The sequence below is a fragment of the Achromobacter sp. NFACC18-2 genome (assembly GCF_900108985.1).
GTDB lineage: Bacteria > Pseudomonadota > Gammaproteobacteria > Burkholderiales > Burkholderiaceae_B > Achromobacter.
In genome coordinates, this window is the sequence record NZ_FNYM01000021.1 from 1 (window position 1) to 23,932 (window position 23,932).

A 23,932-nucleotide genomic window follows, 5' to 3' on the forward strand; every position below is an offset into this window, starting at 1 on the left:
TGGTGCACCACTCGGATCGAGGAATCCAGTATTGCTCAACGTACTACCAGCGCCTGCACGCGCGGCACGGCATCCGTTGCTCAATGACTGACGGCTACGACTGCTACCAGAATGCCTTGGCAGAACGGGTCAACGGCATCCTGAAGGGAGAGTTGTTGCTCCACAGGCCCGCTGATCTGGCCCAAGCCCGGCTCATGGTCAAGCAGTCCGTCGATATCTACAACACCGAGCGACCGCACCTGTCCCTACAATGCAAAACACCCGATGAAGTTCATCGGGTGTTCAGTCCGTAGCCTGCTACGGATACCGTGCCGTAGGTGTCAACCTATGGCAGGACGGGTCACAGGCGTGCCTGGCGCGCTACGGATGGGATTGCGGGATCCCGTAGAACGGCGAGCCGCTTAGCGGGTGGCGGGCGGGTAGTCGAGCTCGCCGAAGGTGTATTCGCCGTTGACTTTGGCTTGTTGAAGCTGGGCGCGCACGTCCTGTTCGGTCAGGCTGGAGGTGTGAGGCTGCGCCGCGGGATAATCCAGCTCGCCGAAAGCGTATTGGCCGCTGAGCTTGGCTTCTTGCAGTTCGGCTGCGACCTGGGCGCGGGATTTGGATTGTTCATCGCCAGCTGCGTGAGCGCCGGCACTTGCCAAGGCCAGGGAAAAAAACAGCGTCGTGGCCAGTATTTTCATAAGTGAGACCTCCAGATTGTTTTAAATGAGACCGAGCCCGGCGGCCTTCTGTCGTGGTCCATCTGTTGATTCCGATGGCCAGGCGCTGGACGCCAAAATCTCGGCAAAGACCCGCACGGGATGAAATCACCTCCCACGTTCGCGAAAAATCGAAGGGTTTCGAAAATTTGCAATGCAGAATTACGAAGCCAAGGCGCCCTCCACCAGCAAAGCGACGCTCAATCCTGAAGCGGGCGCTAAATCAGCACGCAGTGCCCCCCTTGACGCAGGCTCTCCATCAAGCGCGCAGCGGCCTCCCCCTGACGCGACTCATTGCGTAAGCGCTGCCAGGCCGCCCGCGCGGCCGACGCAGCGCGGGCCACGCAAGATCTTCCTGCCAGCTCAAAACGCCAAGAAGAACGCCAAGAAAACCACCCGTCCCAGCGCTCGAGGCCATTCAACAACGCAAGCCTGGTGTGGCCGTGCCCCCCAGCGCGCGGGGCGTCGATAAGCCCAACGGAATCCGAAGGAATCGCCGCAGGCGATGACGAGGATGAGGCAGGGGAAGTCCGGAGCGAAGGCTCCGGACCGCAATCGTGGCCCCGCGCGCTGGGGGGCGCGGCCGCGCCGGGCGGCTAAAGAACCCGCGCTCGCCCCAGCCACTCATGCACACAAAAAAGGGACCGCGGCTCGCGCCCCGGTCCCTCCGCTACTGCTACTGCTACTGCTACTGCTACTGCGCTACTGCACCTGCTGACTACAACTACCAACTGCATCACAGCAACTTCAACTTCAACTTCAACTTCAACTTCGACTTCAACTTCGACTTCAACTTCAACTACTACTACTTCAACCGCCGCTGTACCGCCGAAAATACCGGCCTCAGGCCATGATGCCACCCGAGGCCGGCCGGGCTACAGCAAGCAGCTCACCGGCTGATCGGCGGGTACTCGAGCTCGCCGAACGTGTATTGACCGCTGGCCTTCGCTTGCGCCAGTTCCGCCTGGACATCGGCGCGCGACTTGGCGCTGCCGGTCGCCGCGGCGACGGGGGGGTATTCCAGTTCACCGAAGGTGTATTGGCCGCTGACCTTGGCTTGCTGCAACTGAGCCTGCACTTCCTGCGCGCTCAGGCTGGTCGTCTGGGGCAGGGCGGGCGGATAGTCCAGCTCGCCGAACGTGTATTGGCCGCTCGCCTTCGCTTGTTGCAGCTCGGTCGCCACCTGGGCGCGGCTCTTCGCTTGTTCGACGCCTGCGGCTTGCGCGCCGGCTCCGGCCAGGGCCAGGGATAGGAAAAGGGTAGTGGCTAGGGTTTTCATGGTGAGACCTCCAATTCGTCATTAGGTGGGACCGAATCCGGCGGCACTCCGTCGTGGTTCGTTTGCTGTTCCCGATGACTGAATTGTGCGCGTCATCCCACCTGGGATAAACCCTGATTCCTTGAAAACATCTTTCCAAATAACCGAGTAATCGGAACTTGGGGCCAAAATTCACCCATTATTGGCATGGTCATGGCCCCTGCCGCCCATGACAGGCGCTTTCCCCACCCCTCATCATGCAAAAAAACCCCTGCCGAAGCAGGGGTTTATCCAGCAGCCAAGCCAGCCCGTATCAGGGCTTGGCAGACTTCTTGAAGTCGCCAGCCAGCGCCGTGCTGAATCCTTCCGGACGCAGATACTTGCGCAGCGCCGAATTCACGGATTCCGGCGTCAAGGCGGCAATCTTCTTGTCCATCTCCGCGGACCAGGCAAACGTGCGGCCCCGATCCAGATAGTCCACCCACGTGCTCGCCAGCACATCATCCTGGGCGCGCGCCAGATTGCGATAGTTCAGCAGCGCCGTGATGCCTTCCGTGATTTCCTTGTCCGAAAAGCCGTCCTTCAGCGCCCGCGCCAGTTCCTCGTTGACCGCCTTCTCCAGGCGTTCACGATTCTGCGGCGCATAGATGGCATAGATGCTCCAGCTGGCCGACGGCTCGAACGACGACACCGACAGCGAACTGCGCACGTTGTAGGACAGGCCCTCCGTCTCGCGCACCCGGTTCCACAGGCGTGACGTCTCCGAGGCGCCGAACAGGTAATTGGCCAGATACAGCGCCGCGTAATCCGCGTCCGTGTCCTGCAGCTTCAGCGGCAGGCGCGACAGATAGAACGCATTGGCCTTGTCCGGCGTATTGATGTCGAACTGCTTGGGCGGCACGTCGCGGTACGGATTGGGCACACGGGTGTAGGCCGGCGCCTTCTTCCAGCCGGCAAGGCCCGTGCTGAGGGCCTTTTCGACGGCCTGCGGCTCGAAATCGCCCACGGCGGAAAACTCGATGTCCCCCGCGCCATAGAACTGGGCATGGAACTTGGCCAGCGCCTCGCGGTTCATCGCGCGCACGCCCGCCAGCGACTCCTCGAAGGTGGGCACATAGCGCAGGTCGTCCGCAGGCCACGGATTGTCGTGGCGGGCCAGGGTGCGGCCAGCCAGAGCCGAGGGTTCGGTCATGGCGTTCTGGATCGACGTTTCAAGCTGGCGCTGGTATTCCTCGACCTGTTCCTTCGGGAAGCTGGCGTTGCGGATGATCTCCAGCGCCAGCGCCGTCAGTTCAGGCAGGTTCTCGCCCTTGGTCGACATCGCCACCTTGAGCGTCGTGCCGCCGCCGCTGAACCCCAGCTCGGCCTGCAGCTTGTCCAGCCGGTCCTGGATGTCCTGGCGCGACAGCTTGTCCGTGCCGCGCAGCAGCAGATCGGCCGCCGCGCTCGAATTCACGCGCTGGCCCAGCAGGTCCTTCTCGTTGCCGAACTGGATCAGCATCTGCGCCTGCACGCGGCTGCCTCGCGTCGCCTTGGGCAGCAGCGCCAGCTTGACCGGGCCATTGGGCAGTTCCAGCGTCTTGCGCTGGGTGAGCTTGTCGATGTTTTCAGGCGAGGGATCGAACGCCGAAGCGGCCTTGAAATCCGGATCGCCCTTGTAGTCCTTGAACACCGCGCTCAGGTCCACGCGCTGGGTCTGCGGCGCGCGCTCGGGCTTTTCCGTGGGGATGTAGCGGCCCTCGACGCGGTTGCTCTGCACCAGATAGGTCGTCGCGGCCTTTTGCACCTCGGCCAGCGTCGCCTGGCGCGCGCGGTCGCGCTGCAGGAAGAAGAGACGCCAGTCGCCCGCGGCGATGGCCTCGGACAGCGCCACGCCCACCTGTTCGGGATCGCTGTACGTCTGCTCCCAGGCGGTCAGCCACTTGCTGCGCGCGCGGTCCAGCTCCTGCTGCGTGAAGGGCTTCTTGTCCAGGGACTCCAGCGTGCCCGTCAGCGCCTTCATTGCCGCGTCCAGGTCCTTGCCTGGCGTCAGTTGGGCGGCGAACATCGCCAGCCCCGGGTCCAGGTTTTCCATCGTGAAACCGAACACGCCCGAGGCCAGCTTGGTCGGGACCAGCGCATGGTAAAGGCGGCCCGACGGCGTGTCGGACAGGATCGTGGTGGCCAGGTCGAACGGCACGAAATCAGGGCTGGCGCCCGCCGGGATGTGGTACATCGCCGCCACCAGCGGCGTGCCGCCCGTGCGGCGCAGCGTCACCGAGCGCTCGCCGTCCTGCACCGGTTCCACCGTGTACTCGGGCGGCAGCTTGCGGTCGGGCTTGGGCAGCTTGCCCAGCGTGGCCTCGATGTCCGCCAGCGTCGTCTGCGGATCGAACTTGCCCGCCACGATCAGCACGGCGTTATCGGGCTGGTAGTACTCGTGATAGAAGGCGCGGAGCTGGCCGATGTCCACGTTCTCGACGTCGGAACGCGCGCCGATCGTGTTCTTGCCGTAGCTGTGCCACTGGAACGCCGCTGCCTGCATCTTCTGCATCAGGATACGGAACGGATTGTTCTCGCCGCTTTCCATTTCGTTGCGGACCACGGTCATTTCCGAGTCCAGGTCTTCCTTGGCGATCAGCGAATTGACCATCGCGTCGGCCTGCCAGCCCAGATACCACTTCAGCGTCTCGGGATTGGCCGCGAAGCTGGCGAAATAATTGGTGCGGTCGCTGGAGGTCGAGCCGTTGGCCTGCAGGCCGCGGCGCGAGAACTCGCCCATGGCGTTGCGGGTGGTCGAGGTGCCCTTGAACAGCATGTGCTCCAGCAGGTGCGCCATGCCGGTCTGGCCGTAGTTCTCATTGCGAGAGCCCACCAGGTACGTCATGTTGACCGTGGTGGACGGCTTGGATTCGTCGGGCACCAGCAGCACCCGCAGGCCATTGGCCAGCCGATATTCGGTAATGCCTTCGATCGAGGCGGCCTCCGTGACGCCCGCCGGCAGGCTGGCGGCCCCGGCCTGGAAGGCCAGGAAGGAGGAAAACAGCAGCACGCCCAATGGGCGTGGCAGCTTCGACAGGGACAGGCGCATGGCGGATCATTCCTTTGGCATGGCAGAATCCGTTGGAGTGTATACGTTGGCAATGGTTCAGGCGGGCCTGCCGGCCGCCCTGGACGCGGCGCGCCGGCGCCGGCCGCAATCTGAGGAAGCCCCTATGTCCCTGACCGTGGAAGTTGAAACGTCGCGCCTCGTGCTGCGGCAATGGCGGGCCGCCGACCGCGAGCCGTTTGCCGCGCTCAACGGCGATCCGCAGGTGACGCAGTTTCTGCTGCCTCTCACGGCGCAGGAGAGCGATGCCCTGGCCGACCGGCTGGCGGCGGGCATCGACGAGCACGGCTGGGGGTTCTGGGCGGTGGAAGCGCCGGGCGTGGCGCCCTTCATCGGCTTCGTGGGCATCAAGCCCCTGGCGAGCAGCCTGCCGTTCGGGCCGGGTGTGGAGATCGGCTGGCGCCTCGCCCAGCCATTTTGGGGACGGGGCTACGCCAGCGAGGCGGCCGACGCGGCGCTGCGCGTGGGCTTCGAACAGGTCGGGGCGGATGAAATCGTCGCGTTCACGGCCACCGGCAACCAGCGGTCCCGTGCGGTGATGGACCGCCTGGGCATGACGGCCGACGCCGGCAGCTTCGACCATCCCGCCGTCCCGGCCGGACATCCGCTGCGCGCGCATGTCCTGTATCGCATTGCCCGAGCCAACTGGCGCCGCCAGCGGGACGGCGACGGCGCCCGCGACGGCGAGATATTCCCGGCCGCTTAAGGGGCACTGGGGGGGGGCGCCGGGGTGGCACCGGGGGTGGCACCGGGCTGCGCCAAGCCGCGCCAACTGGCATGCTGCGATGCGGCAGACCCGTTTTCCCTGGGGATTTGAACCCGTCCGGGGCGCGGGTGTAAGCTCTTAAGGACGAATTCGCTGTTGTTGACGGGATGCGCGACGGCCGTCTTACCGGCTTCCCGTCCAACGCCAGACGCCGCCGCAGCGCGGCGCCGGTGCTTGTCGTTCGCGCCTTCGCCGCCGGCATCCTGCCGGCGCATTCTACGGAGGAACGACCCATGCTGACCGAGCTCGTCACGCGTGCCTTGTCCCAATTGACCGGCAACGCCCTTAGCGGCGATGGCATCAAAGGACAGTTTCAATACGCATATGCCAGTGATGACGGCCAATACGTGGCCATATTGACCCATGACCTGACCACGTACGTGGTGGACTTGAATACGCAGCGGTATTTCGCGGAGTGTGGGGGATCGCCCCGCGGATTTGCCGGCCATGTGCTTGAAATGGAGGGCGCCTCCGCGCGCACCCATCCGTGGCCCGCCGCGCAGGATTTGTTCGACCTGGATATGGACGCCGATGAACTGGCCTGGCGGCAATGCCCAGGGTTGCGCCACACGGCGCAAAACGTCCAACGATCTGTGGAGAGCCGCGCCGCCTGAGAGTGGCCAGAAGCGGCAACACCTCACTGAACCGGCGTCCTCGCCGGTTTTTTTTGTCTGTGGCGGCCGCGCCGCATTTTTGCCCTGCGCCGGGCGCACCGTCCGCCGCACTGGCTAAAATCCCGGGCATGAACACGCCCGCCGAACTCCACGCCCCGCAAGGCGCCGCATTGGTCGACTGCACGCACGCGCGCCATGCCGACCAGATCCTGGCCATCTTCAATGACGCCATTGCCACGTCTACCGCGCTCTACGACTACAAGCCGCGGCCCCGTGAGGCCATGCAGGGGTGGTTCCAGGCCAAGCAGCAGGGCGGCTTTCCGGTCGTGGGACTGGAGAACGAGGCCGGCGAACTGATGGCGTTCGCCAGCTACGGCACGTTCCGCGCGTGGCCCGCCTACAAGTATTCCGTCGAGCACTCGGTGTACGTGGATGCGCGCTTTCGGGGGCGCGGGCTGGGCGAAGCGCTGATGCGCGTGCTGATCGAACGGGCGCGCGCCAATGGGGTGCATGTCCTGATCGGCGGCATCGACGCGTCCAACCAGGGGAGCATCCGGTTGCACGAAAAACTGGGCTTCGTGCACGCCGGCACCATTCGCGAGGCGGGCTTCAAGTTCGGGCGCTGGCTTGACCTGGCGTTCTATCAGCTCACGCTGGACTCGCCGGAAAACCCGGTGGACGGCTGATCGGCCGAATCCGTGCAGGGCCCCGCCTTTACTTGGACAGCATCCGCATCGCCTGCTCCAGGCCGGCGACCGTCACGGGATACATGCGGTCCTGCATGATGTCGCGCATCAGCGCGATGGACTGGCGGTACTGCCACGAGGCCGTGGGCTCGGGATTCAGCCAGACCGACTTGGGCCAGGCGTCCAGCAGCCGGCGCATCCATTCGGCGCCCGGTTCCTTGTTGTAGTGCTCGACGGACCCCCCGGGCTGCAGGATTTCGTAGGGGCTCATGGTGGCGTCGCCCACGATGATCAGGCGCCAGTCGGGGTTGTACTTGCGCAGCACGTCCCAGGTGTCGAAGCGCTCGCTCTGGCGGCGGCGGTTGCTTTGCCACAGGCTTTCGTACGGGCAGTTGTGGAAGTAGTACACCTCCAGGTTGCGGAACTCGCTGCGGGCCGCGGAGAACAGTTCTTCGACGCGGCCGATGTGGTCGTCCATGCTGCCGCCCACGTCCAGCAGCATCAGCACCTTGACCGTGTTGTGGCGCTCCGGGACCATGCGCAGGTCCAGGTGGCCGGCATTGCGCGCGGTGCTGGCGATGGTGTCGTCCAGGTCCAATTCCATGTCGGCGCCTTCGCGCGCGAAGCGGCGCAGCCGCCGCAGGGCTACCTTGAAGTTGCGCGTGCCCAGTTCCACCTGGTCGTCGTAGTCCTTGAACTGGCGCATGTCCCAGACCTTGACCGCCGTGCGGTTGCCGGTCGACGCGCCGCCCACGCGGATGCCTTCGGGGTGGTAGCCGCCGTTGCCGAAGGGCGAGGTGCCCCCGGTGCCGATCCATTTGCTGCCGCCCGCGTGGCGTTCCTTCTGCTCGTCCAGGCGCTCCTTGAAGAGCTCCATGAGCTTGTCCCAGCCGTGCTTTTGGATGGCGGCCTTGTCTTCGGGCGACAGGCTTTTTTCGAACTGCTTGATCAGCCAGTCGAGCGGGATCTCCTTGCCCGCCGGCAGCGCGGCCTCGATGCCCCGGTAATAGGCGCCAAACGCCTTGTCATAGCGGTCGTAGAGCGACTCGTCCTTGACCAGCGTGGCGCGCGCAAGAAAGTAGAACTCGTCCAGCGTGGGCGACATCAGGTCCTGGCGCAGGGCATCCACCAGCGTCAGGTATTCCTTGACCGAGACGGGCAGCTTGTGCGCCCTGAGGTGGTAGAAGAAGTCGATCAGCATGTGCGGGCCGCCCGTGGATGCCGGATCAGCGGCGCTGGCCGCCGCGCGTCATGGCAGCCAGGCGTTCGAGCAAATGCACGTCCTGCTCGTTCTTGAGCAGCGCGCCGGCCATCATGGGCACGGCCGTGGCGGCGTGCGCGTCGATCTGCGCGGCCGAGACGTCCTCGGCCAGCAAGAGGCGCAGCCAGTCCAGCAGTTCGGAGGTGGAGGGCTTTTTCTTCAGGCCGGGCGCATCGCGCAGCGCGAAGAACGTGTCCAGCGCGGCACGCAGCACGTCCTGCTTCAGGTCGGGGTAGTGGACGGCCACGATGTCGCGCATCGTGTCGCGGTCCGGGAAGCGGATGTAGTGGAAAAAGCAGCGGCGCAGGAAGGCGTCGGGCAGGTCTTTTTCGTTGTTGGAGGTGATGATGACCAGCGGACGGTGGCGCGCGGCGATGGTCTCGCGCGTTTCGTACACGTGGAACTCCATGCGGTCCAGCTCGCGCAGCAGGTCATTGGGGAATTCGATGTCGGCCTTGTCGATTTCGTCGATCAGCAGCACCACCGGCTCATGCGACTGGAACGCCTGCCACAGCGTGCCCTGCACGATGTAGTTGCGGATGTCGCGGACCTTTTCGTCGCCAAGCTGCGAATCGCGCAGGCGCGACACCGCGTCGTATTCGTACAGGCCCTGGTGCGCCTTGGTGGTGGATTTGATGTGCCATTGCAGCAGCGGCCGTCCCAGCGCGCGGGCGACTTCTTCGGCCAGCATCGTCTTGCCGGTGCCGGGCTCGCCCTTGATCAGGAGCGGGCGCTGCAAGGTGAGGGCGGCGTTGACGGCGAGCTTGAGGTCATCGGTGGCGACGTAGGTGTCGGTGCCATCGAAGCGGACTGGCTTGGCGGATGAGGCGGTCTGGGCTGCGGGCATGGTCTGATGGCTTCTGTGGTTTGATGGGGATCAACACTAACGCAAGGTATTAATCCTGAGCAATTATCGTACAATCAGGCGGTTTTGCTTTGGGTTCCACCCGCAACGTGTTTGCAGAGGGCCTTTTCGTGTGAGCAGGCCCTAGTCCTTAGCCATACCAAGAAGAGTCATTCCAATGAAGTTGCGAACCTCTCTGAAGTACACGGTTTCCGTGTTGGCCACGATGGCATCCTGTGCGATCGCCGGCCAGGCTGTTGCTGCAGACGCAGCGCCGGTCGGTAATGCCCAGAACGCCCGCGACAAGGTCTCCATGTGCATCGGTTGCCATGGCATCCCGGGCTACAAGGCGACGTTTCCCGAGCTGTACCATGTTCCGATGATTGCTGGCCAGAACGCCAAGTACATCGAAACCGCCCTCAACGAGTACAAGAAAGGCGCGCGCAGCCATCCCACGATGGACGCCATTGCCGGCAGCCTGTCCGACCAGGACATCGCCGACCTGGCCGCGTACTACTCGAATCTCAAATAAGGGGGCAAAACCATGAATCGCACCATGCTTGCCCTTGCGGGCGCGACCCTGGCCATCTCGGGCGCAGCCGCCCAGGCGCAGGACCTGGCGGCCGGCAAGGCCGTCTTCGAAAAATTCAATTGCGCATCCTGCCACGGCGCCGATGCCAAGACCGCGGTGGATCCCGCGTATCCCACGCTGGCCGGCCAGCATGCCGACTATCTGGCCCATGCGCTGAAGGCCTACAAGCGCGGCGCCTCCGGCAGCGCGGCCACGGCCAATGTGCGCAAGAACCCCATCATGGGCGCCTTCGCCACGCAACTGTCCGACCAGGACATCTCCAACGTGTCGGCCTGGCTGGCATCGCTGCCCAGCGACCTGGGTGTGCGCCGCTGAGGCAGGCGCACGCCAAGGCAGGCGCAAGGCGCCGGCCCATCATGAAAACCCTCGGAAACGAGGGTTTTTATTTGCCCGCAGGGCAGGGCTTCAGAGACTGGCGCGGCGGCGAATCAGATCGATGTAGGTGTCGCTGTCCAGCGGCGTGCCCAGGCGTTGCGCTTCCCAGACCACCTGCCCCAGGCATTCCATGATTTCATGGGCGGCGTGGTGCGCGTCCGAGCGTGCGGTGAGCTGCTGGTAGGCCTGGCGGATGCCGGGCGGATGGTCGATCGACAACTGTTCCGCGATGGCCAGGTGCATGGACAGGTGCAGGAAAGGATTGGTCCGGCCTTTTTCCACGGCGTATTCGGTGGCCATGGCTTCCGGGCTTTCGAGGTCGGCGTGGTATTCCGGGTGTTCGATGATCCAGTCCAGCGCGATGGCCTCGAGCGGGGTCAGCACCTCGCTGGCGCGATGCTTGCGCCAGGTTTCGATAAAGAATTCGCGGACTTGGTCGCGGGAGGGATTGAACATCGGGAGGGGGCCAAAAGCAGGATGTGGTCGCATTATTTTACCGCCCCATGGGGACCGCCGGTTTCGCCCGCCGCTTTGCGATATAGAATGGGTTGCTATCCGCCATCCGGTGTGCGGTTCGCAGGAGGCGGTACGACCCGCGGAATCGGACGCTGTCCGATTCTGGCGCGTGCAGAAAAACCACCCGGAGCAAATGGAGCATTCATGTCCTACCAACATATCAAGGTTCCCGCCGGCGGCCAGAAAATCACGGTCAACGCCGATTTCTCGCTGAACGTGCCTGACCAGCCCATCGTCCCCTTCATCGAAGGCGATGGCACGGGCGCCGACATCACCCCCGTGATGATCAAGGTCGTCGACGCGGCGGTGCAGAAGGCCTACGGCGGCAAGCGCAAGATCCATTGGATGGAGGTCTACGCCGGCGAAAAGGCCACCAAGGTCTACGGTCCGGACGTGTGGCTGCCCGACGAAACCCTGGAAGTCGTCAAAGACTACGTGGTTTCCATCAAGGGGCCGCTGACCACGCCGGTTGGCGGCGGCATCCGGTCGCTGAACGTGGCGCTGCGCCAGCAGCTCGACCTGTACGTGTGCCTGCGCCCCGTGGCGTACTTCAAGGGCGTGCCGTCCCCGGTGCGCGAACCCGAAAAGACCAACATGGTGATCTTCCGCGAGAACTCGGAAGACATCTACGCCGGCATCGAATACATGGCCGAAAGCGAGCAGGCCAAGGAACTGATCCAGTTCCTGCAGACCAAGCTCGGCGTGAAGAAGATCCGCTTCCCCAACACCTCGTCCATCGGCATCAAGCCCGTGTCACGCGAGGGCACGGAGCGCCTGGTGCGCAAGGCCGCCCAGTACGTCATCGACAACGACCGCTCGTCGCTGACGCTGGTGCACAAGGGCAACATCATGAAGTTCACCGAAGGGGGCTTCCGCGACTGGGGCTATGAGCTCCTGCAGAAGGAATTCGGCGCGCAACTGATCGACGGCGGCCCGTGGTGCAAATTCAAGAATCCGAAGACCGGCCGCGAGGTCATCGTCAAGGACGTGATTGCCGACGCCTTCCTGCAGCAGATCCTGCTGCGCCCGGCCGAATACGACGTCATCGCCACCCTGAACCTGAACGGCGACTACATCTCTGATGCGCTGGCCGCGCAGGTGGGGGGCATCGGCATCGCCCCGGGTGCGAACCTGTCCGATTCCGTGGCCATGTTCGAAGCCACCCACGGCACGGCGCCCAAGTACGCCGGCAAGGACTACGTGAACCCCGGTTCCGAGATCCTGTCCGCCGAAATGATGCTGCGTCACATGGGCTGGACCGAAGCCGCCGACCTCATCATCTCCAGCATGGAAAAGTCCATCCAGTCCAAGAAGGTCACGTATGACTTTGCCCGCCTGCTCGAAGGCGCGACGCAGGTGTCGTGCTCGGGCTTTGGCCAGGTGATGATCGAAAACATGTAATCCGCGGCCAGGGCCGTCGCGCGAGGCTGTCCGCCCCGCGCACCCGGCCTGGTCCCGCATGTTCCGCCAAACCCGCCCGCCGTCATGGCGGGCGGGTTTTGTCTAACCGACCGGCATGACGCGCGACGCGCGTGCTCAGTTTTTTCCAGGTTGATTGTTGTGCCCCGAATGTATGTAACCCTGGCCGCCTGGCTGGTGCTGCTGATGCCCGCCCTGGCGTTGACCAGTCCGGTAGGCGGCCCCGCCGTGCTGTACCTGAGCGCGCTGATCGCGCTTTTCGCCATCGCCGCGAATGCGGTCAGGCGCTATGAGCCCATGGACTTGCGGGCGCTATGGCCCATGGCGTTGGCGTTGCTGTCGCCCCTTGCCTGTATGCTGATCACGTCCTCGGTGCTGGGCGTGTGGAGCAATTCCGAACTCGAAAAACTGCTGCGCTTTGCGCTGGCGCTGCCCGTGCTGTGGCTGCTGCTGCGCGCGCCGCAACGGCTGCTGCGCCACGTCGAATGGACCCTGCTCGCGGGGGCGCTGGCGGGTTCCGGGCTTCTGATTTTCACGATGATGACCGGCGGCCGCGGGGCGGTGGTCGAGGTTGGCGGACGCTACAACGCCGTGGCCTTTGCCAACATGGTGCTGCTGTTCGGCAGCATGACCCTGCTGTCGCTCGGCTGGGGGCCCGGATCGCGATGGCCGCGCCTCGAGACCGGCCTGAAGCTGCTGGCCGCGGCCCTGGCCGTGTGCGCCACATGGATGTCCGAAACCCGCAGCAGCTGGATGCTGCTGCCCATCCTGGGACTGGTGTTCCTGCTGGGCCTGCGCAATTGGCGGCGGCGCCACAAGGTGTACTGCGCGCTGGCCGTGGGCGTGGCGCTGGCGGCCAGCGCGGCCGCCATCTGGAACTACAGCAGCCGCATGCAGGAGATCACCCACGACGTGCAGGGCTTTGCCACGTCGGCCAATCGCGACACCTCGTTCGGCATCCGGCTGCAACTGTGGCATGCCTCGATCCTGATGTTCGAAAAGAGCCCGATCGTCGGCATCGGCCCCAGCAAGTTCCGCGAAGAGCTGCGCGTGCTGCAGGGGCAGGGCATCGTGACACAGGAGGTCGTGGATGGATTTGGCGAGCCCCACAATGATCTGCTGGCGGCCCTGGCCGGTTACGGCCTGCTGGGCCTGCTGAGCATGCTGACGCTGTACCTGCTGCCGGCGGCCATCTTCTTCCGGCGCCTGGCCAGCGACGACCGGGTCATCCGCGTGGGGGCGCAGATGGGGCTGCTCTTCTGCCTGGGTTATTGCGCCTTCAGCCTGACCGAGATGATGTTCCGCAACATGCGCAGCGTGCCGACCTACGCGCTGATCACGGTGGCGCTGATTGCATTGACCACGGCGCGTACGCCACGCGCCGACCGCCCCGGGCCGTAGGCGGCGCGGGCGCAAGGCCCGCCGTCCGGCTTCCCGACAACGCAAGGCGCGACCCGCCTTGCGTTTTTTTATTGGCATTGGATTTGAGCTAGATCAAAGTGACTAGTTAATTCTTATCAAAACAACGTTTGAAACGGTATGCTGGCCGACCTTTGTAAATAAAACGTCATATTTCGCAGTGATTTGTTTCGGCTGTGGAATGCAGAAGAGAGTCGATGAGTCGTTCCAGCTTGCGTAGGGAATTGTTGTGGTTCGTGTTTGCCATCGGCGCCGCCGTCCTGGCGCTGGGCGTATGGGACGCCTGGCAGCGCCGCGCCGAGATGGTGGATGACCGCAAGGCGGCGTTGCGCCACGTGCTGGATCTGGCGGCGGGCATCGTGCGCGACGGCAAGCAGCGGGTGCGGGAGGGCGTGCCCCTGGCCGAGGCCAAGCGCGATGCCGCGCGTCAGCTGTCGCAGATGCGATACGGCGAGGACGGGTACGTGGGCGCCTTTGGCGATGACTACGCGCTGCTGATCCATCCCGACGCCAAGCTGGTCGGCACCAACGTGCGGGGCATCCGCGACAGCGACGGCCAGCCGCTCTTCGAAAACCTGTATGCGCAGGGCAAGGCGGGCGGGGGCTACGTGCGCTACCTGTTCCCGCGCCCCGGCGCCGACGACGCGCTGCCCAAGATCACCTACGCGGCCTACGACCCGGACTGGGGCTGGCTTATGTTCACGGGCCTGTACGTGGACGACGTCGACGCGGCCTTCTACGGCACGCTTTGGCGGCAGGGCAGCGTGACGCTGGGCCTGCTGGCCCTGGTGCTGGCGGCGGCGCTGCGCTTTTTCAGCACGCACATCCTGCGGCCGCTGGACGAAGCGGTGGCGGTGTGCGAGCGCGTGGCCAACGGCGATCTGTCCAGCGCCATCTCGCGCCATCACCGGGGCGAGATCGGCCAGTTGTTCGACGCGATGGCGCGGATGCAGCAACGCCTGGACACGGCGGTGCGCAGCATCGTGCATTCCACCGCGTCGATCGCGGCCGCTTCCCGCCAGATCGCCGCAGGCAGCATGGACCTGTCCGATCGCACGGAAAAGCAGGCGGCCGCCCTGGAACAGACGGCGGCCAGCGTGGAAGAAATCACCGCGACCGCGCGGCAGAGCGCCGAGCACGTGCGCGAGGTCAGTGCGCTGGCCGGCGAGGCGGCCCGGCTGGCGCAACAGGGCAGCGACGAGACGCAGCACGCCATCGATGCCATGCGCGAGATATCGCGCAGTTCGCAGCGTATCGACGAGATCATCCGGTTGATCGATGAGATCGCATTCCAGACGAATATCCTGGCGCTGAACGCCGCCGTCGAAGCGGCGCGGGCCGGCGAGCAGGGGCGCGGGTTTGCGGTGGTGGCGGGCGAGGTGCGGGCGCTGGCGCAGCGTTCGGCCACGGCGGCCAAGGAGATCAAGACGCTGATCGAAGCGTCGTCCGACTCCGTGACGCGGGGCAGCGAGCGGGTGGAGCAGGCGAGCGCCACGATGGGCAGCGTGCTGGAATCGGCCGCGACCAGCGCGCCGCTGATGCGCGAGATCGCCACGGCGTCCGGCGAGCAGAGCGTGGGGATCGAGCAGATCAACCTCACCGTGACGCACCTGGACGGCGCGACCCAGCAGAACGCGGCGCTGGTGCAGGAGTTTGCCGCCTCGGCGGCCACGCTGCACGACCAGGCGGGAGACCTGGCGCGCGCCGTGTCGATCTTCAGGCTGTCTGCAGCCGGCTGACCGGATCCGGCATCCGCTTCATCGCGCGTTGCAGCCGCGAGCCCAGCTCGCGGCTGGCGGGCGTCATGGGCATGCGCAATTCGTCGGCGATCAGGCCCTGCATGGCGAGCGCGCGCTTGATCGGCGCGGGGTTGGGTTCGCTGAACAGCAGGCGGATCAAGGGAACCAGCGGTTCGAACAGTTCCCGCGCGGCGTGGGCCTGGCCATCGCGCGCAAGCTGCATGATCTCGACGAAGCGCTCGGGATACAGATGCGCGGCCGCCGGTATGGCGCCCCGGCCGCCCGCCAGGAAGTGGTCCAGCAGGGCCAGGTCCTCGCCGCACAGCGCATCCAGGCGGCCGCGCGCGTTCAGCGCGGCCAGCACCGACGGATTGCACTCCTTTACCGCGCCGAAATTCGGCATCGCGGCCAGGGCCTCCATGGTCTCGACCGTCATGGCGACGCCCGCGCGCTTGGGAATGTTGTAGAGAATGATGGGGCGCTCGGTGGCCCAGGCGATCTGGCGGTAATGCCATGCGATGCCGGCTTGCGAGGGGCCCAGGTAATACGGCGGCGGCACCAGGTAGCCGGCGGGCGCGTACCGGTCCAGCCGGCGCACCGCCGCTGCCACGCCGCGCGTGTCGACGCCGCCCACGCCCAGGACCAGCGGCAGCGCATGCGCGTCGCTGGCAATGGCTTCGATCATGTCGATCTTTTCCGGCGTGCCGACCAGGTTGCCCTCGCCGGTGGAACCGAAGAGGACGAGGCCGGCCATGCCGGCATTGCGGTAGTAGCGGGCCAGCGCCTGCGCGGCGTCCAGGTCCACATGGCCGCCGCGCATCGGCGTCACCATGGGCAGCCAGATGCCCTCGAACACGGGTTTGGCGGGCATGTCCATGGCTCAACGCTCCGTCAGGGCGGCGGCGGGCCGCAGCTGGCCGAATTCCGCCCGGGGCAGGCCGCGCATGACGGCACGCATCAGCGCGTCCAGTTCGTCCCGTTCGCATTGCAATTGGAGCGTGCTACGCGCATGGGCGTGGTCCACGGACAGCAGGTACACGCCGATGCGGTCGCCCAGCTCGCGATGCAGCGCCAGGCGCACATTCAGGGCGTCCAGCGTATCGATGCGTACGGTCAGCGCGACCAGGCTGCATCGGGGCTGCGGCGTGGAGGCTGCCGCGGGGGATTGGGACTTGCGATCATGGCGTAGCGGTCGGGGAATCATGGCGGTCGGGGGCGGGGGCCTTGGCAGGCGACCCGAGGGTCCGGTGGTTGGCGACGATTCCACTATAGGAATCGCGCCGTAAAACCTGCCGATAAAAGCGTGCGCGTCGCGTAAAAAACGCGTCAACGCGCGCGGCCCCTCAGAACGTCTTGGTCACCGACAGCAGGCCTGTCGCGCGGCCCATGTCGCGGCCACGGGTGTTGGTGTAGACGGCGCGGTCGGCATTGGTGTCCAGATAGGCGAGCGACACCGACAGCCCATCGCCGAAGTCCTTCGTGAGGCCCAGCTTCCAGTCGGTGTAGGAGCCGTTGTCCACGTTGCGCACGATCTGGCGGCCCACGTGGGCATTGACGGTCAGGCCCCAGAGCCCGGTGTCGAAATTGCCCGACAGGTCGAAATACTGGCTGTACTTGCTGTCGGCAAAGCCGAACAGGTTGGTCAGCGCGATGGAGTACTTGAAGGACATCGGACCATAGCCGATGCCGGCATACAGTTCGGTCGTGTCGGGGCTGGTGTAGCCGGACGGAAAGTCGCCCGGGTAGTAGTACTGCAGCACACCCAGGTCCACGGGCACGCCCTCGACGATGTTGCCCTTGTAGCCGCCGTAGAAATCCATTTCCACGGGGGCGGACACGTCGCTGTTGCTGTCGTCCAGCCAGCTTATGCTGGAGTTCCAGTTGCCGATGTAAAAGCCGCTGGCGTGCGCGAGATCGAAGCCCCCCTGGATGGCGGGCTGGTTGTTGGTCTGCATGAGGCCGCGATAGCGGTACTGGCTGGCGAGCGTGACGTTGGCCGTCAGCGTGTAGCGCGATGCGGTGTCGGCGGCGTCGGCGGCCGGCGGGGCGTCGCTGGCGTGGACCGTGGGAACGATGGCAAGCAGCGCCAGCGCGGCGAGGGTGTTGCGGGACATGGAAGCCTCCAGCTGTTGAACGGACCGCAACAATAGGAGGATCGGCATAAAGCGCGAGTCAAGACACGCGCCCTGCGCGTAAATGGCGCGTCAATGTCCGCGCCAATGCAGCGTATCGCGGCCGCGATCAGCCCGCGAAGCGGTAGCCCACCCCGATCTCGGTCAGCAGGAATACCGGCTGCGCGGGGTCGGCTTCGAGCTTCTGGCGCAGGTGGCCCATGTAAATCCGCAGATAGTGATTGCTTTCGACATGGGACGGCCCCCAGACCTGCCGCAACAGCTCGCGATGGGTCATGACCTTGCCGCGATGGGCGAGCAGCGCCGCGAGCAGGCGGTACTCCATGGCGGTCAGGTGAATGTGCTGGCCCGCGCGCTCGACGGTGCGCCGCGAGAAGTCCACGCGCACGTCGCCGAACGCGATCTCGGCTGCGTTGCCCGCGCCGCCGCGGGCGTGGCGGCGCAGCAGGACGCGCAGGCGCGCCAGCAGCTCGCTCAAGCCGAAGGGCTTGGCCAGGTAGTCGTCGGCGCCCGCGTCCAACGCCGCCACCTTATCCGCCTCGGCGCTGCGCGCCGACAGCACCAGCACCGGCACCTCGGTCCAGCCGCGCAGCTCGCGGATCAGCGTCATGCCGTCTTCGTCGGGCAGCCCCAGGTCCAGCACGATGGCGTCGGGCTGCCGGGTGCCGGCCTCGATCAGGCCGCGCTTGACGGTGTCGGCCTCGTGCACGACGCAACCTTCGCTCTCCAGGGCCTGGCGGACGAACCGGCGGATGTTGGCGTCGTCTTCGATGATCAGGACCACGGGCTGGAAATCGAACATGGAATGGCTCAAACAGGTTGAATCAGGCGGTTTCGGGTTTGATGTCGGGCGGCGTGCCCAGCGGCAGGCTGAAGACGAACTGCGCGCCGCTGGCTTGCCCCGGCGCATGCTCCACCCAGATACGGCCGTGATGGGCGGCGACGATGGCTTCGCACACGGCCAGTCCCAGTCCGACGCCGGGCGTGGCGGATTCGCGTTCTCCGCGGGTGAATTTCTCGAAGATGCGGCGCTCGGCGCCCGGCGCGACGCCCGGGCCGTTGTCGGCGATGGCGACGTGCATCTCGGCTTCGTGGACCGACGCGTGGATGCGCAGGGTGCTGCCGGGTGGGGTGTATTTGGCCGCGTTCTCCAGCAGATTGCACAGCACGCGCTCGATCAGCACGCCGTCGCATTCCACCAGCGGCAACGTCGACAGACTGTCGACCTCGATCCGGTGGCCCGCCAGCGGTTCGCGCATGGCGGCCAGCGCGGCGCCGACCAGTTCTTCGATGGACTGCCATTCCAGGCGCAGTGGCGCGTCGCGGCTTTGCAGGCGCGCCATGTCCAGCAGGTTGGCCACCAGCGCGTGCATGCGCTGGGCCTGGTCGCGCATGGCGCGCACCGTGTCCAGCACGCCCGCGGGCAGTTCGGCTTGCTGGCGCGTCAGCGTATCGGTCATGCCCACCAGACTGGTCAGCGGCGTGCGCAGGTCGTGCGACACCGCGGCCAGCAGCGAATTACGCAATTTTTCGGACTCCATGCTGACCAGCGCCTGCTGCGCCACCTCGACGTAATGCAGGCGCTCGAGCGCGATGGCGATGAGGGTGGCGTAGGCCTCGATCTGCCGGCGCGTGTCGGGGTGCGTATAGAGGCTGCGGCGCGGCGCGGCCAGCACCAGCACGCCCCGTGTGCGCATGGGCGCCTTGAGCGGCATGTACAGCAGGTCGGTGTTGGACAGCGTGGTGGTGCCCGCGCCCGCCGGTTGGCCGTGGTCGTGGACCCACTGCGCCAGCGCGGACGCCGGCGCCGGCATCTCGCCATCGACGGGCGGGGCCAGCCGCAGGCGGTCGTCCAGGCCCAGGATGTAGAGCGCGCAGCGCGAGCCGAACGTGGCATGCACGAAGGAGCCGGCCAGCGCCACGATCTGCTCGGGCAGCAGGGCGGACGAGAGTTCGCGCGCAAATTCGTACAGGCTGCGCGCATCGGCCTCGCGCTTGACCGAGGCCTGTGCCTGCAGCCGCAGGCCGGCGGTGAGCTGGCCGATCAGCAGCCCCACGCCCAGCAGCACGGCGAAGGTCAGCAGGTATTGCACGTCGGACACGGCGAATGACGACAGGGGCTGCACGAAGAAAAAGTCGAACAGGCCCACGCTGACGACGGAGGCAAGCGCGGCCGGCCCCCGGCCATGGCGCAGCGCGACCGCCACCACCGCCAGCAGAAAGAGCATGACGATGTTCGTCTGGTGCAGGGCCGGAAACGCCAGCGCGGACAGGGCCGTGGCCGCGGCGCAGTAGCTGAGCGCCCAGGCATAGCCCGCCAGCGGACGCGCCCCGCGCTCGTCGTCGGCCGGCCCGGCGCGGCGGCCGGCCGCGATCGGATGGCGGCCGACGGGCGCACGCGCGGGAATGGGGGGCGCCCCCAGCCGGATGATGTCGATTTCCGGGCAGCCCGCGGCCAGCATGTCGGCAAAGCTGTGGCGCCGCCACAGCCAGCCGGGGGACATGACGGCGGTCAGGAACGCCGACAGCGACGGGCGCAGGCGCTGCAGCCCGCCCGCGCGCGTGCGGCCGACGATCGCTTTGGTGATGTTGTGGCGGCGGACATAGCGGACCACCGCGTCTACCATGTCGCCGCCGGCCAGCGTCTCGGACCGCGCGCCCAGGGAATCGGCCAGCGCCAGGCTGTGCTGCAGCCGCTCGATTTCGGCCGGCGCGGGCGGCGCGGCGCGCGGCGTGTCGATGGTGACGACGTGCAGATCGCAATCGAGCTGCTGGCTCATGCGATGGGCGCTGCGGATCACGTATTCGGCGTCGGCGTCTGGCCCGATGCAGGCCACGATGGCCTCACGCGTGCGCCACACCGGCTCGATGGCGCGGTCGCGGCGGTAGGCCTGCACGTCATCGTCCACGTGCTCGGCCGTACGCCGCAGCGCCAGTTCGCGCAGCGCGATCAGGTTGCCCTTGCGGAAGAAATTGCTGGCGGCGTGGCGGGCCTGTTCGGGCAGGTAGACCTTGCCTTCCTTCAGGCGGCGCAGCAGTTCATCGGCCGACAGGTCGACCAGCATGACCTCGTCGGCCGCGTCGAACACGTCGTCGGGCACGGTCTCCCAGACCCGGACGCCGGTAATGCTGCCGACGGCTTCGTTCAGGCTGTCCAGGTGCTGCACATTCAGCGTCGTCCAGACGTCGATGCCGGCCGCGAGCAGTTCCTGGATGTCCTGCCAGCGCTTGGCGTGGCGCGAGCCCGGCGCATTGGAGTGGGCCAGTTCGTCCACCAGCACGAGGGCGGGGCGGCGCTGCAGGGCGCCGTCCAGGTCGAATTCCTTGAGCACGTGGCCCCGGTAGGCCACGTCCTTGAGCGGCAGGACCGGCAGGCCTTCCAGCAGCGTCGCGGTCTCGCGGCGGCCGTGCGTTTCCACGATGCCGGCCAGCACGTCCACGCCCTGCGCGGCCTGGGCGCGCGCGGCCGCCAGCATGGTGTAGGTCTTGCCCACCCCGGCCGACGCGCCAAAGTACACGCGCAGCTTGCCGCGCACGGCCTGCCGCTCGGCGGCGTCCAGGGTTTTCAAGAGCGCGTCCGGATCGGGACGCTCGTCAGCAATGTCAGCCATGAACGCGCAGGTGAGGGGAGGGAACGGCTGGCAATACTATACGCCGCGTCATTGTCGTGCCGCGCTCCGCTTGTCCAGCGCCAGATTCAGCGTCAGCACGTTGACCGAGGGTTCGCCCAGCACGCTCAGCGCCGGCTTGGCCGTGTGGGCCTGGATCAGCGCGTCGACCTCGGCGCGCGGCAGGCCCCGGACGCGCGCCACGCGGGCGGCCTGGTAGGCCGCGGCGGCGGGGCTGATGTGGGGATCCAGTCCGCTGCCGGACGCGGTGACGAGGTCGACCGGGACCGGCGCGGCATTGTCCGGGTCGACCGCCTTCAGGGCCGCGACCCGCGCCTGGATGGCCTCGGCCAGCGCCGGATTGCTCGGGCCGAGATTGGAGCCGCCCGAGGCCGCAGCGTTGTACGGCATGGGGGCGGTGGCCGACGGGCGGCCCCAGAAGTACTGCGGCGAGGTGAATGACTGGCCGATCCATTCCGAGCCGACGACCTTGCCGTCCCGCTCGATGAGCGAGCCGCCCGCCTGATGCGGAAAGACGGCGGAGGCGATGCCCGTGGTGAGCAAGGGGTAGGCCAGGCCGGTGACGAGCGAGAGCGCGGCAAAGATGGTCAGGGCGGGGCGCAGGATGCCGCCCTGGCGCGGCGTGGGGGTAGTGGCGTTCATGACGATTTCCTTTTGGTGGCGGCGGGCGTTACGCCCAGCCCAGCGCGGCCAGCACCATGTCGACCAGCTTGATGCCGGCGAAGGGCACGAGCAGTCCGCCCAGGCCATAGATGAGGAGGTTGCGGCGCAGCAGCACCGATGCGCCCAGCGGACGGTAGCGCACGCCCTTGAGCGCCAGCGGGATCAGCACCACGATGATGAGCGCGTTGAAGATCACGGCCGACAGAATGGCGGAGGACGGCGTCGCCAGGCCCATGATGTTCAGCACGCCGAGCTGCGGGTAGACCGTGGCGAAGGCGGCCGGGATGATGGCGAAGTACTTGGCCACGTCGTTGGCCACGCTGAACGTGGTCAGCGCGCCGCGCGTCATCAGCATCTGCTTGCCGATCTCGACGATCTCGATGAGCTTCGTGGGATTGGAATCCAGGTCCACCATGTTGCCCGCTTCCTTGGCGGCCTGGGTGCCCGAGTTCATCGCGACGGCCACGTCGGCCTGTGCCAGCGCCGGCGCGTCGTTGGTGCCGTCGCCCGTCATTGCCACCAGCCGGCCTTCCGCCTGGTAGTTGCGGATGAGCTTGAGCTTGGCCTCGGGCGTGGCTTCGGCCAGGAAGTCGTCGACGCCGGCTTCAGCCGCGATGGACGCGGCGGTCAGCTTGTTGTCGCCGGTGATCATCACGGTCTTGATGCCCATGCGGCGCAGTTCGGCAAAGCGCGACTGGATGCCGGGCTTGACGATGTCCTTGAGCTCGACCACACCGAGCGCGCGGTTGCCGTCGCTGACCATGAGCGGCGTGCTGCCGCGTCGCGCCACGTCTTCAGCCAGGCGCAGCGCCTCGTCGGGCACCGTGGCGTCCTGCGCGGCGAGCCAAGCCTGGATCGCGTCGACCGCGCCTTTGCGGATCCTGCGCTGGCCGTGGTCGACGCCGCTCATGCGCGACTGCGCGGTGAACGGCACGAATTCCAGGCCGGTCAGGGTTGGCGCGGGCGCCTGGATGCTCTTGTCCGCCAGCGCCACGATGCTGCGTCCTTCGGGCGTCTCGTCGGCCAGCGAGGCCAGGCGCGCGGCCTGCGCCAGCTCTTGCGGCGACACGCCGGGCGCGGGCAGGAAGGTCGACGCCTGGCGGTTGCCGAAGGTGATGGTGCCGGTCTTGTCCAGCAGCAGCACGTCGACGTCGCCGGCGGCTTCGACCGCGCGGCCCGACGTGGCGATCACGTTGGCGCTCATCATGCGGCTCATGCCCGCCACGCCGATGGCCGACAGGAGGCCGCCGATGGTGGTGGGGATCAGGCAGACGAGCAGCGCCACCAGCACGGTCACGGTGACCACGGCGCCGCCGCCCGCCGCGGAAACCGCGTAAAGCGAGAACGGCATCAGGGTGACGACGACCAGCAGGAACACCACCGTCAGGCCCACCAGCAGGATGGTCAGCGCCAGCTCGTTGGGCGTCTTCTGGCGCTTGGCGCCCTCGACCATCGAGATCATGCGGTCCAGGAAGCTTTCGCCGGGATCGGCCGCGATGCGCACGAAGATCCAGTCGGACAGCACCCGCGTGCCGCCGGTGACGGACGAGAAGTCGCCACCGGATTCGCGGATGACGGGCGCCGATTCACCGGTGATGGCGCTTTCGTCCACCGAGGCCACGCCCGCGATCACCTGCCCATCGCCCGGCACGGTGTCGCCGGCTTCGACCAGCACGACGTCGCCGCGGCGCAGCAGGCCCGAGGGCTGGCGGGTGGCTTGCGCACGCCATTGCGCGGGATCCGCGTCATGCACGTCCGCGTCGCGAAAGCCTTTGAGCAGGCGCGCGTCGATGGTGGTGCGCAGGCCGCGCAGCGTGGCCGCCTGCTGTTTGCCGCGGCCTTCGGCCAGGGCTTCGGCGAAGTTGGCGAACAGCACGGTGAACCACAGCCACACGGTGATGCCCAGGATGAATCCCGCGGGCGCCTCGGCCTGGCCGCGTAGCGCCATGATCCACAGCACGGTGGTGAGCAGGCTGCCCACATAGACCACGAACATCACGGGGTTCTTGAGCTGGGCGGCCGGCGACAGCTTGCGCAGGCTGTCGACCAGGGCGGGCCCGACCAGCGCCCGCGACCACATTCCGAAGGGAGGGGCCGCGTCGGGCCGGGCCGCGTCGGGCCGGGCGGCGTGAGGCCGGGCCGTGTCGGGCCGGGCCTTTTGGGCGGCGGCGCCGCCCGTGCCGGTAGTTTGCATTTCAATCTTGGCCATGTTCTTTCCTAGCCTGTTGCA

General features: G+C 66.6%; 23 protein-coding genes. 10 read left to right on the plus strand and 13 right to left on the minus strand.

Annotated features, from left to right (window positions below; translation table 11 throughout):
- The coding region (locus BMW75_RS25410; RefSeq protein WP_139208598.1) for an integrase core domain-containing protein at window positions 1-293 on the plus strand (293 nt) is incomplete at its 5' end.
- A gap of 108 nt (window positions 294-401) precedes the next feature.
- Here the strand turns inward: BMW75_RS25410 and BMW75_RS25415 are convergent.
- Window positions 402-683 (minus strand): DUF4148 domain-containing protein, encoded by a 282-nt coding sequence (locus BMW75_RS25415; protein WP_076519086.1) that lies wholly within the window; start codon window positions 681-683, stop codon window positions 402-404.
- Window positions 684-1,258: 575 nt separating this feature from the next.
- Between BMW75_RS25415 and BMW75_RS29570 the strand changes: the two genes are divergently transcribed.
- Window positions 1,259-1,555 carry a hypothetical protein gene (locus BMW75_RS29570; RefSeq protein ID WP_175493266.1) on the plus strand — a complete coding sequence of 99 codons (297 nt, stop codon included), beginning with the start codon at window positions 1,259-1,261 and terminating at the stop codon, window positions 1,553-1,555.
- A 35-nt stretch (window positions 1,556-1,590) separates the two neighbouring features.
- Here BMW75_RS29570 and BMW75_RS25425 read toward each other — a convergent pair whose 3' ends face one another.
- On the minus strand, window positions 1,591-1,980 hold the full coding sequence (locus BMW75_RS25425) for a DUF4148 domain-containing protein (protein ID WP_092582365.1): 390 nt from the start codon (window positions 1,978-1,980) through the stop codon (window positions 1,591-1,593).
- 292 nt (window positions 1,981-2,272) lie between these two features.
- Window positions 2,273-5,029 carry a M16 family metallopeptidase gene (locus BMW75_RS25430; RefSeq protein WP_092582366.1) on the minus strand — a complete coding sequence of 919 codons (2,757 nt, stop codon included), beginning with the start codon at window positions 5,027-5,029 and terminating at the stop codon, window positions 2,273-2,275.
- Window positions 5,030-5,153: 124 nt separating this feature from the next.
- Here BMW75_RS25430 and BMW75_RS25435 point away from each other — a divergent pair, with 124 nt between their 5' ends.
- The 3 genes from BMW75_RS25435 (at window position 5,154) to BMW75_RS25445 (ending at window position 7,113) form a co-directional block, all read left to right on the plus strand.
- Complete coding sequence (locus BMW75_RS25435; protein WP_092582432.1) at window positions 5,154-5,753, plus strand: GNAT family N-acetyltransferase; 600 nt, start codon at window positions 5,154-5,156, stop codon at window positions 5,751-5,753.
- Window positions 5,754-6,046: 293 nt separating this feature from the next.
- The gene (locus tag BMW75_RS25440; RefSeq protein ID WP_076519091.1) at window positions 6,047-6,427 is read left to right on the plus strand and encodes a hypothetical protein; all 381 of its coding nucleotides are present in this window, start codon (window positions 6,047-6,049) and stop codon (window positions 6,425-6,427) included.
- 128 nt (window positions 6,428-6,555) lie between these two features.
- Entirely contained in the window at window positions 6,556-7,113 is a 558-nt protein-coding gene (locus BMW75_RS25445; RefSeq protein WP_092582367.1) for a GNAT family N-acetyltransferase, read from the plus strand.
- Between the two features lie 28 nt (window positions 7,114-7,141).
- Here the strand turns inward: BMW75_RS25445 and BMW75_RS25450 are convergent, their stop codons facing one another.
- On the minus strand, window positions 7,142-8,314 hold the full coding sequence (locus tag BMW75_RS25450) for a vWA domain-containing protein (protein WP_092582368.1): 1,173 nt from the start codon (window positions 8,312-8,314) through the stop codon (window positions 7,142-7,144).
- Window positions 8,315-8,339: 25 nt separating this feature from the next.
- Window positions 8,340-9,221 carry an AAA family ATPase gene (locus tag BMW75_RS25455; RefSeq protein WP_076519094.1) on the minus strand — a complete coding sequence of 294 codons (882 nt, stop codon included), beginning with the start codon at window positions 9,219-9,221 and terminating at the stop codon, window positions 8,340-8,342.
- Window positions 9,222-9,396: 175 nt separating this feature from the next.
- Here BMW75_RS25455 and BMW75_RS25460 point away from each other — a divergent pair, with 175 nt between their 5' ends.
- Together BMW75_RS25460 and BMW75_RS25465 are read left to right on the plus strand one after the other, a co-directional pair.
- Window positions 9,397-9,750 carry a c-type cytochrome gene (locus BMW75_RS25460; protein WP_076519095.1) on the plus strand — a complete coding sequence of 118 codons (354 nt, stop codon included), beginning with the start codon at window positions 9,397-9,399 and terminating at the stop codon, window positions 9,748-9,750.
- Between the two features lie 12 nt (window positions 9,751-9,762).
- Window positions 9,763-10,125 carry a c-type cytochrome gene (locus tag BMW75_RS25465; RefSeq protein WP_076519096.1) on the plus strand — a complete coding sequence of 121 codons (363 nt, stop codon included), beginning with the start codon at window positions 9,763-9,765 and terminating at the stop codon, window positions 10,123-10,125.
- A 90-nt stretch (window positions 10,126-10,215) separates the two neighbouring features.
- Here BMW75_RS25465 and BMW75_RS25470 read toward each other — a convergent pair whose 3' ends face one another.
- A complete protein-coding gene (locus tag BMW75_RS25470; protein WP_076519097.1) occupies window positions 10,216-10,641 on the minus strand; it encodes a DUF1841 family protein in 426 nt (141 codons plus the stop codon).
- A gap of 204 nt (window positions 10,642-10,845) precedes the next feature.
- Here BMW75_RS25470 and icd point away from each other — a divergent pair, with 204 nt between their 5' ends.
- From icd to BMW75_RS25485, 3 genes are all read left to right on the plus strand, one after another.
- On the plus strand, window positions 10,846-12,102 hold the full coding sequence (icd, locus tag BMW75_RS25475; RefSeq protein ID WP_076519098.1) for an NADP-dependent isocitrate dehydrogenase: 1,257 nt from the start codon (window positions 10,846-10,848) through the stop codon (window positions 12,100-12,102).
- Between the two features lie 159 nt (window positions 12,103-12,261).
- Window positions 12,262-13,521 (plus strand): O-antigen ligase family protein, encoded by a 1,260-nt coding sequence (locus BMW75_RS25480; RefSeq protein ID WP_175493267.1) that lies wholly within the window; start codon window positions 12,262-12,264, stop codon window positions 13,519-13,521.
- A gap of 215 nt (window positions 13,522-13,736) precedes the next feature.
- Window positions 13,737-15,278, plus strand: coding sequence for a methyl-accepting chemotaxis protein (locus BMW75_RS25485; protein WP_092582370.1), 1,542 nt, complete (start codon window positions 13,737-13,739; stop codon window positions 15,276-15,278).
- On the opposite strand, the gene BMW75_RS25490 is transcribed toward BMW75_RS25485, so the two are convergent.
- From BMW75_RS25490 to kdpB, 7 genes are all read right to left on the minus strand, one after another.
- Window positions 15,256-16,155 (minus strand): 4-hydroxy-tetrahydrodipicolinate synthase family protein, encoded by a 900-nt coding sequence (locus BMW75_RS25490; protein WP_092582371.1) that lies wholly within the window; start codon window positions 16,153-16,155, stop codon window positions 15,256-15,258. The two genes, BMW75_RS25485 and BMW75_RS25490, sit on opposite strands and share 23 nt — an antisense overlap.
- Window positions 16,156-16,158: 3 nt before the next feature.
- On the minus strand, window positions 16,159-16,482 hold the full coding sequence (locus BMW75_RS25495; protein ID WP_254792128.1) for a hypothetical protein: 324 nt from the start codon (window positions 16,480-16,482) through the stop codon (window positions 16,159-16,161).
- Window positions 16,483-16,621: 139 nt separating this feature from the next.
- Window positions 16,622-17,392 carry a TorF family putative porin gene (locus BMW75_RS25500; RefSeq protein WP_092582372.1) on the minus strand — a complete coding sequence of 257 codons (771 nt, stop codon included), beginning with the start codon at window positions 17,390-17,392 and terminating at the stop codon, window positions 16,622-16,624.
- A gap of 127 nt (window positions 17,393-17,519) precedes the next feature.
- The gene (kdpE, locus tag BMW75_RS25505; protein ID WP_092582373.1) at window positions 17,520-18,212 is read right to left on the minus strand and encodes a two-component system response regulator KdpE; all 693 of its coding nucleotides are present in this window, start codon (window positions 18,210-18,212) and stop codon (window positions 17,520-17,522) included.
- A 22-nt stretch (window positions 18,213-18,234) separates the two neighbouring features.
- Entirely contained in the window at window positions 18,235-21,021 is a 2,787-nt protein-coding gene (locus tag BMW75_RS25510; protein WP_092582374.1) for a sensor histidine kinase, read from the minus strand.
- A gap of 48 nt (window positions 21,022-21,069) precedes the next feature.
- Window positions 21,070-21,681, minus strand: a complete 612-nt coding sequence (kdpC, locus tag BMW75_RS25515) for a potassium-transporting ATPase subunit KdpC (protein ID WP_092582375.1) — start codon at window positions 21,679-21,681, stop codon at window positions 21,070-21,072.
- A gap of 28 nt (window positions 21,682-21,709) precedes the next feature.
- The gene (gene kdpB, locus BMW75_RS25520; protein ID WP_092582376.1) at window positions 21,710-23,911 is read right to left on the minus strand and encodes a potassium-transporting ATPase subunit KdpB; all 2,202 of its coding nucleotides are present in this window, start codon (window positions 23,909-23,911) and stop codon (window positions 21,710-21,712) included.
- Window positions 23,912-23,932: the final 21 nt, after the last annotated feature.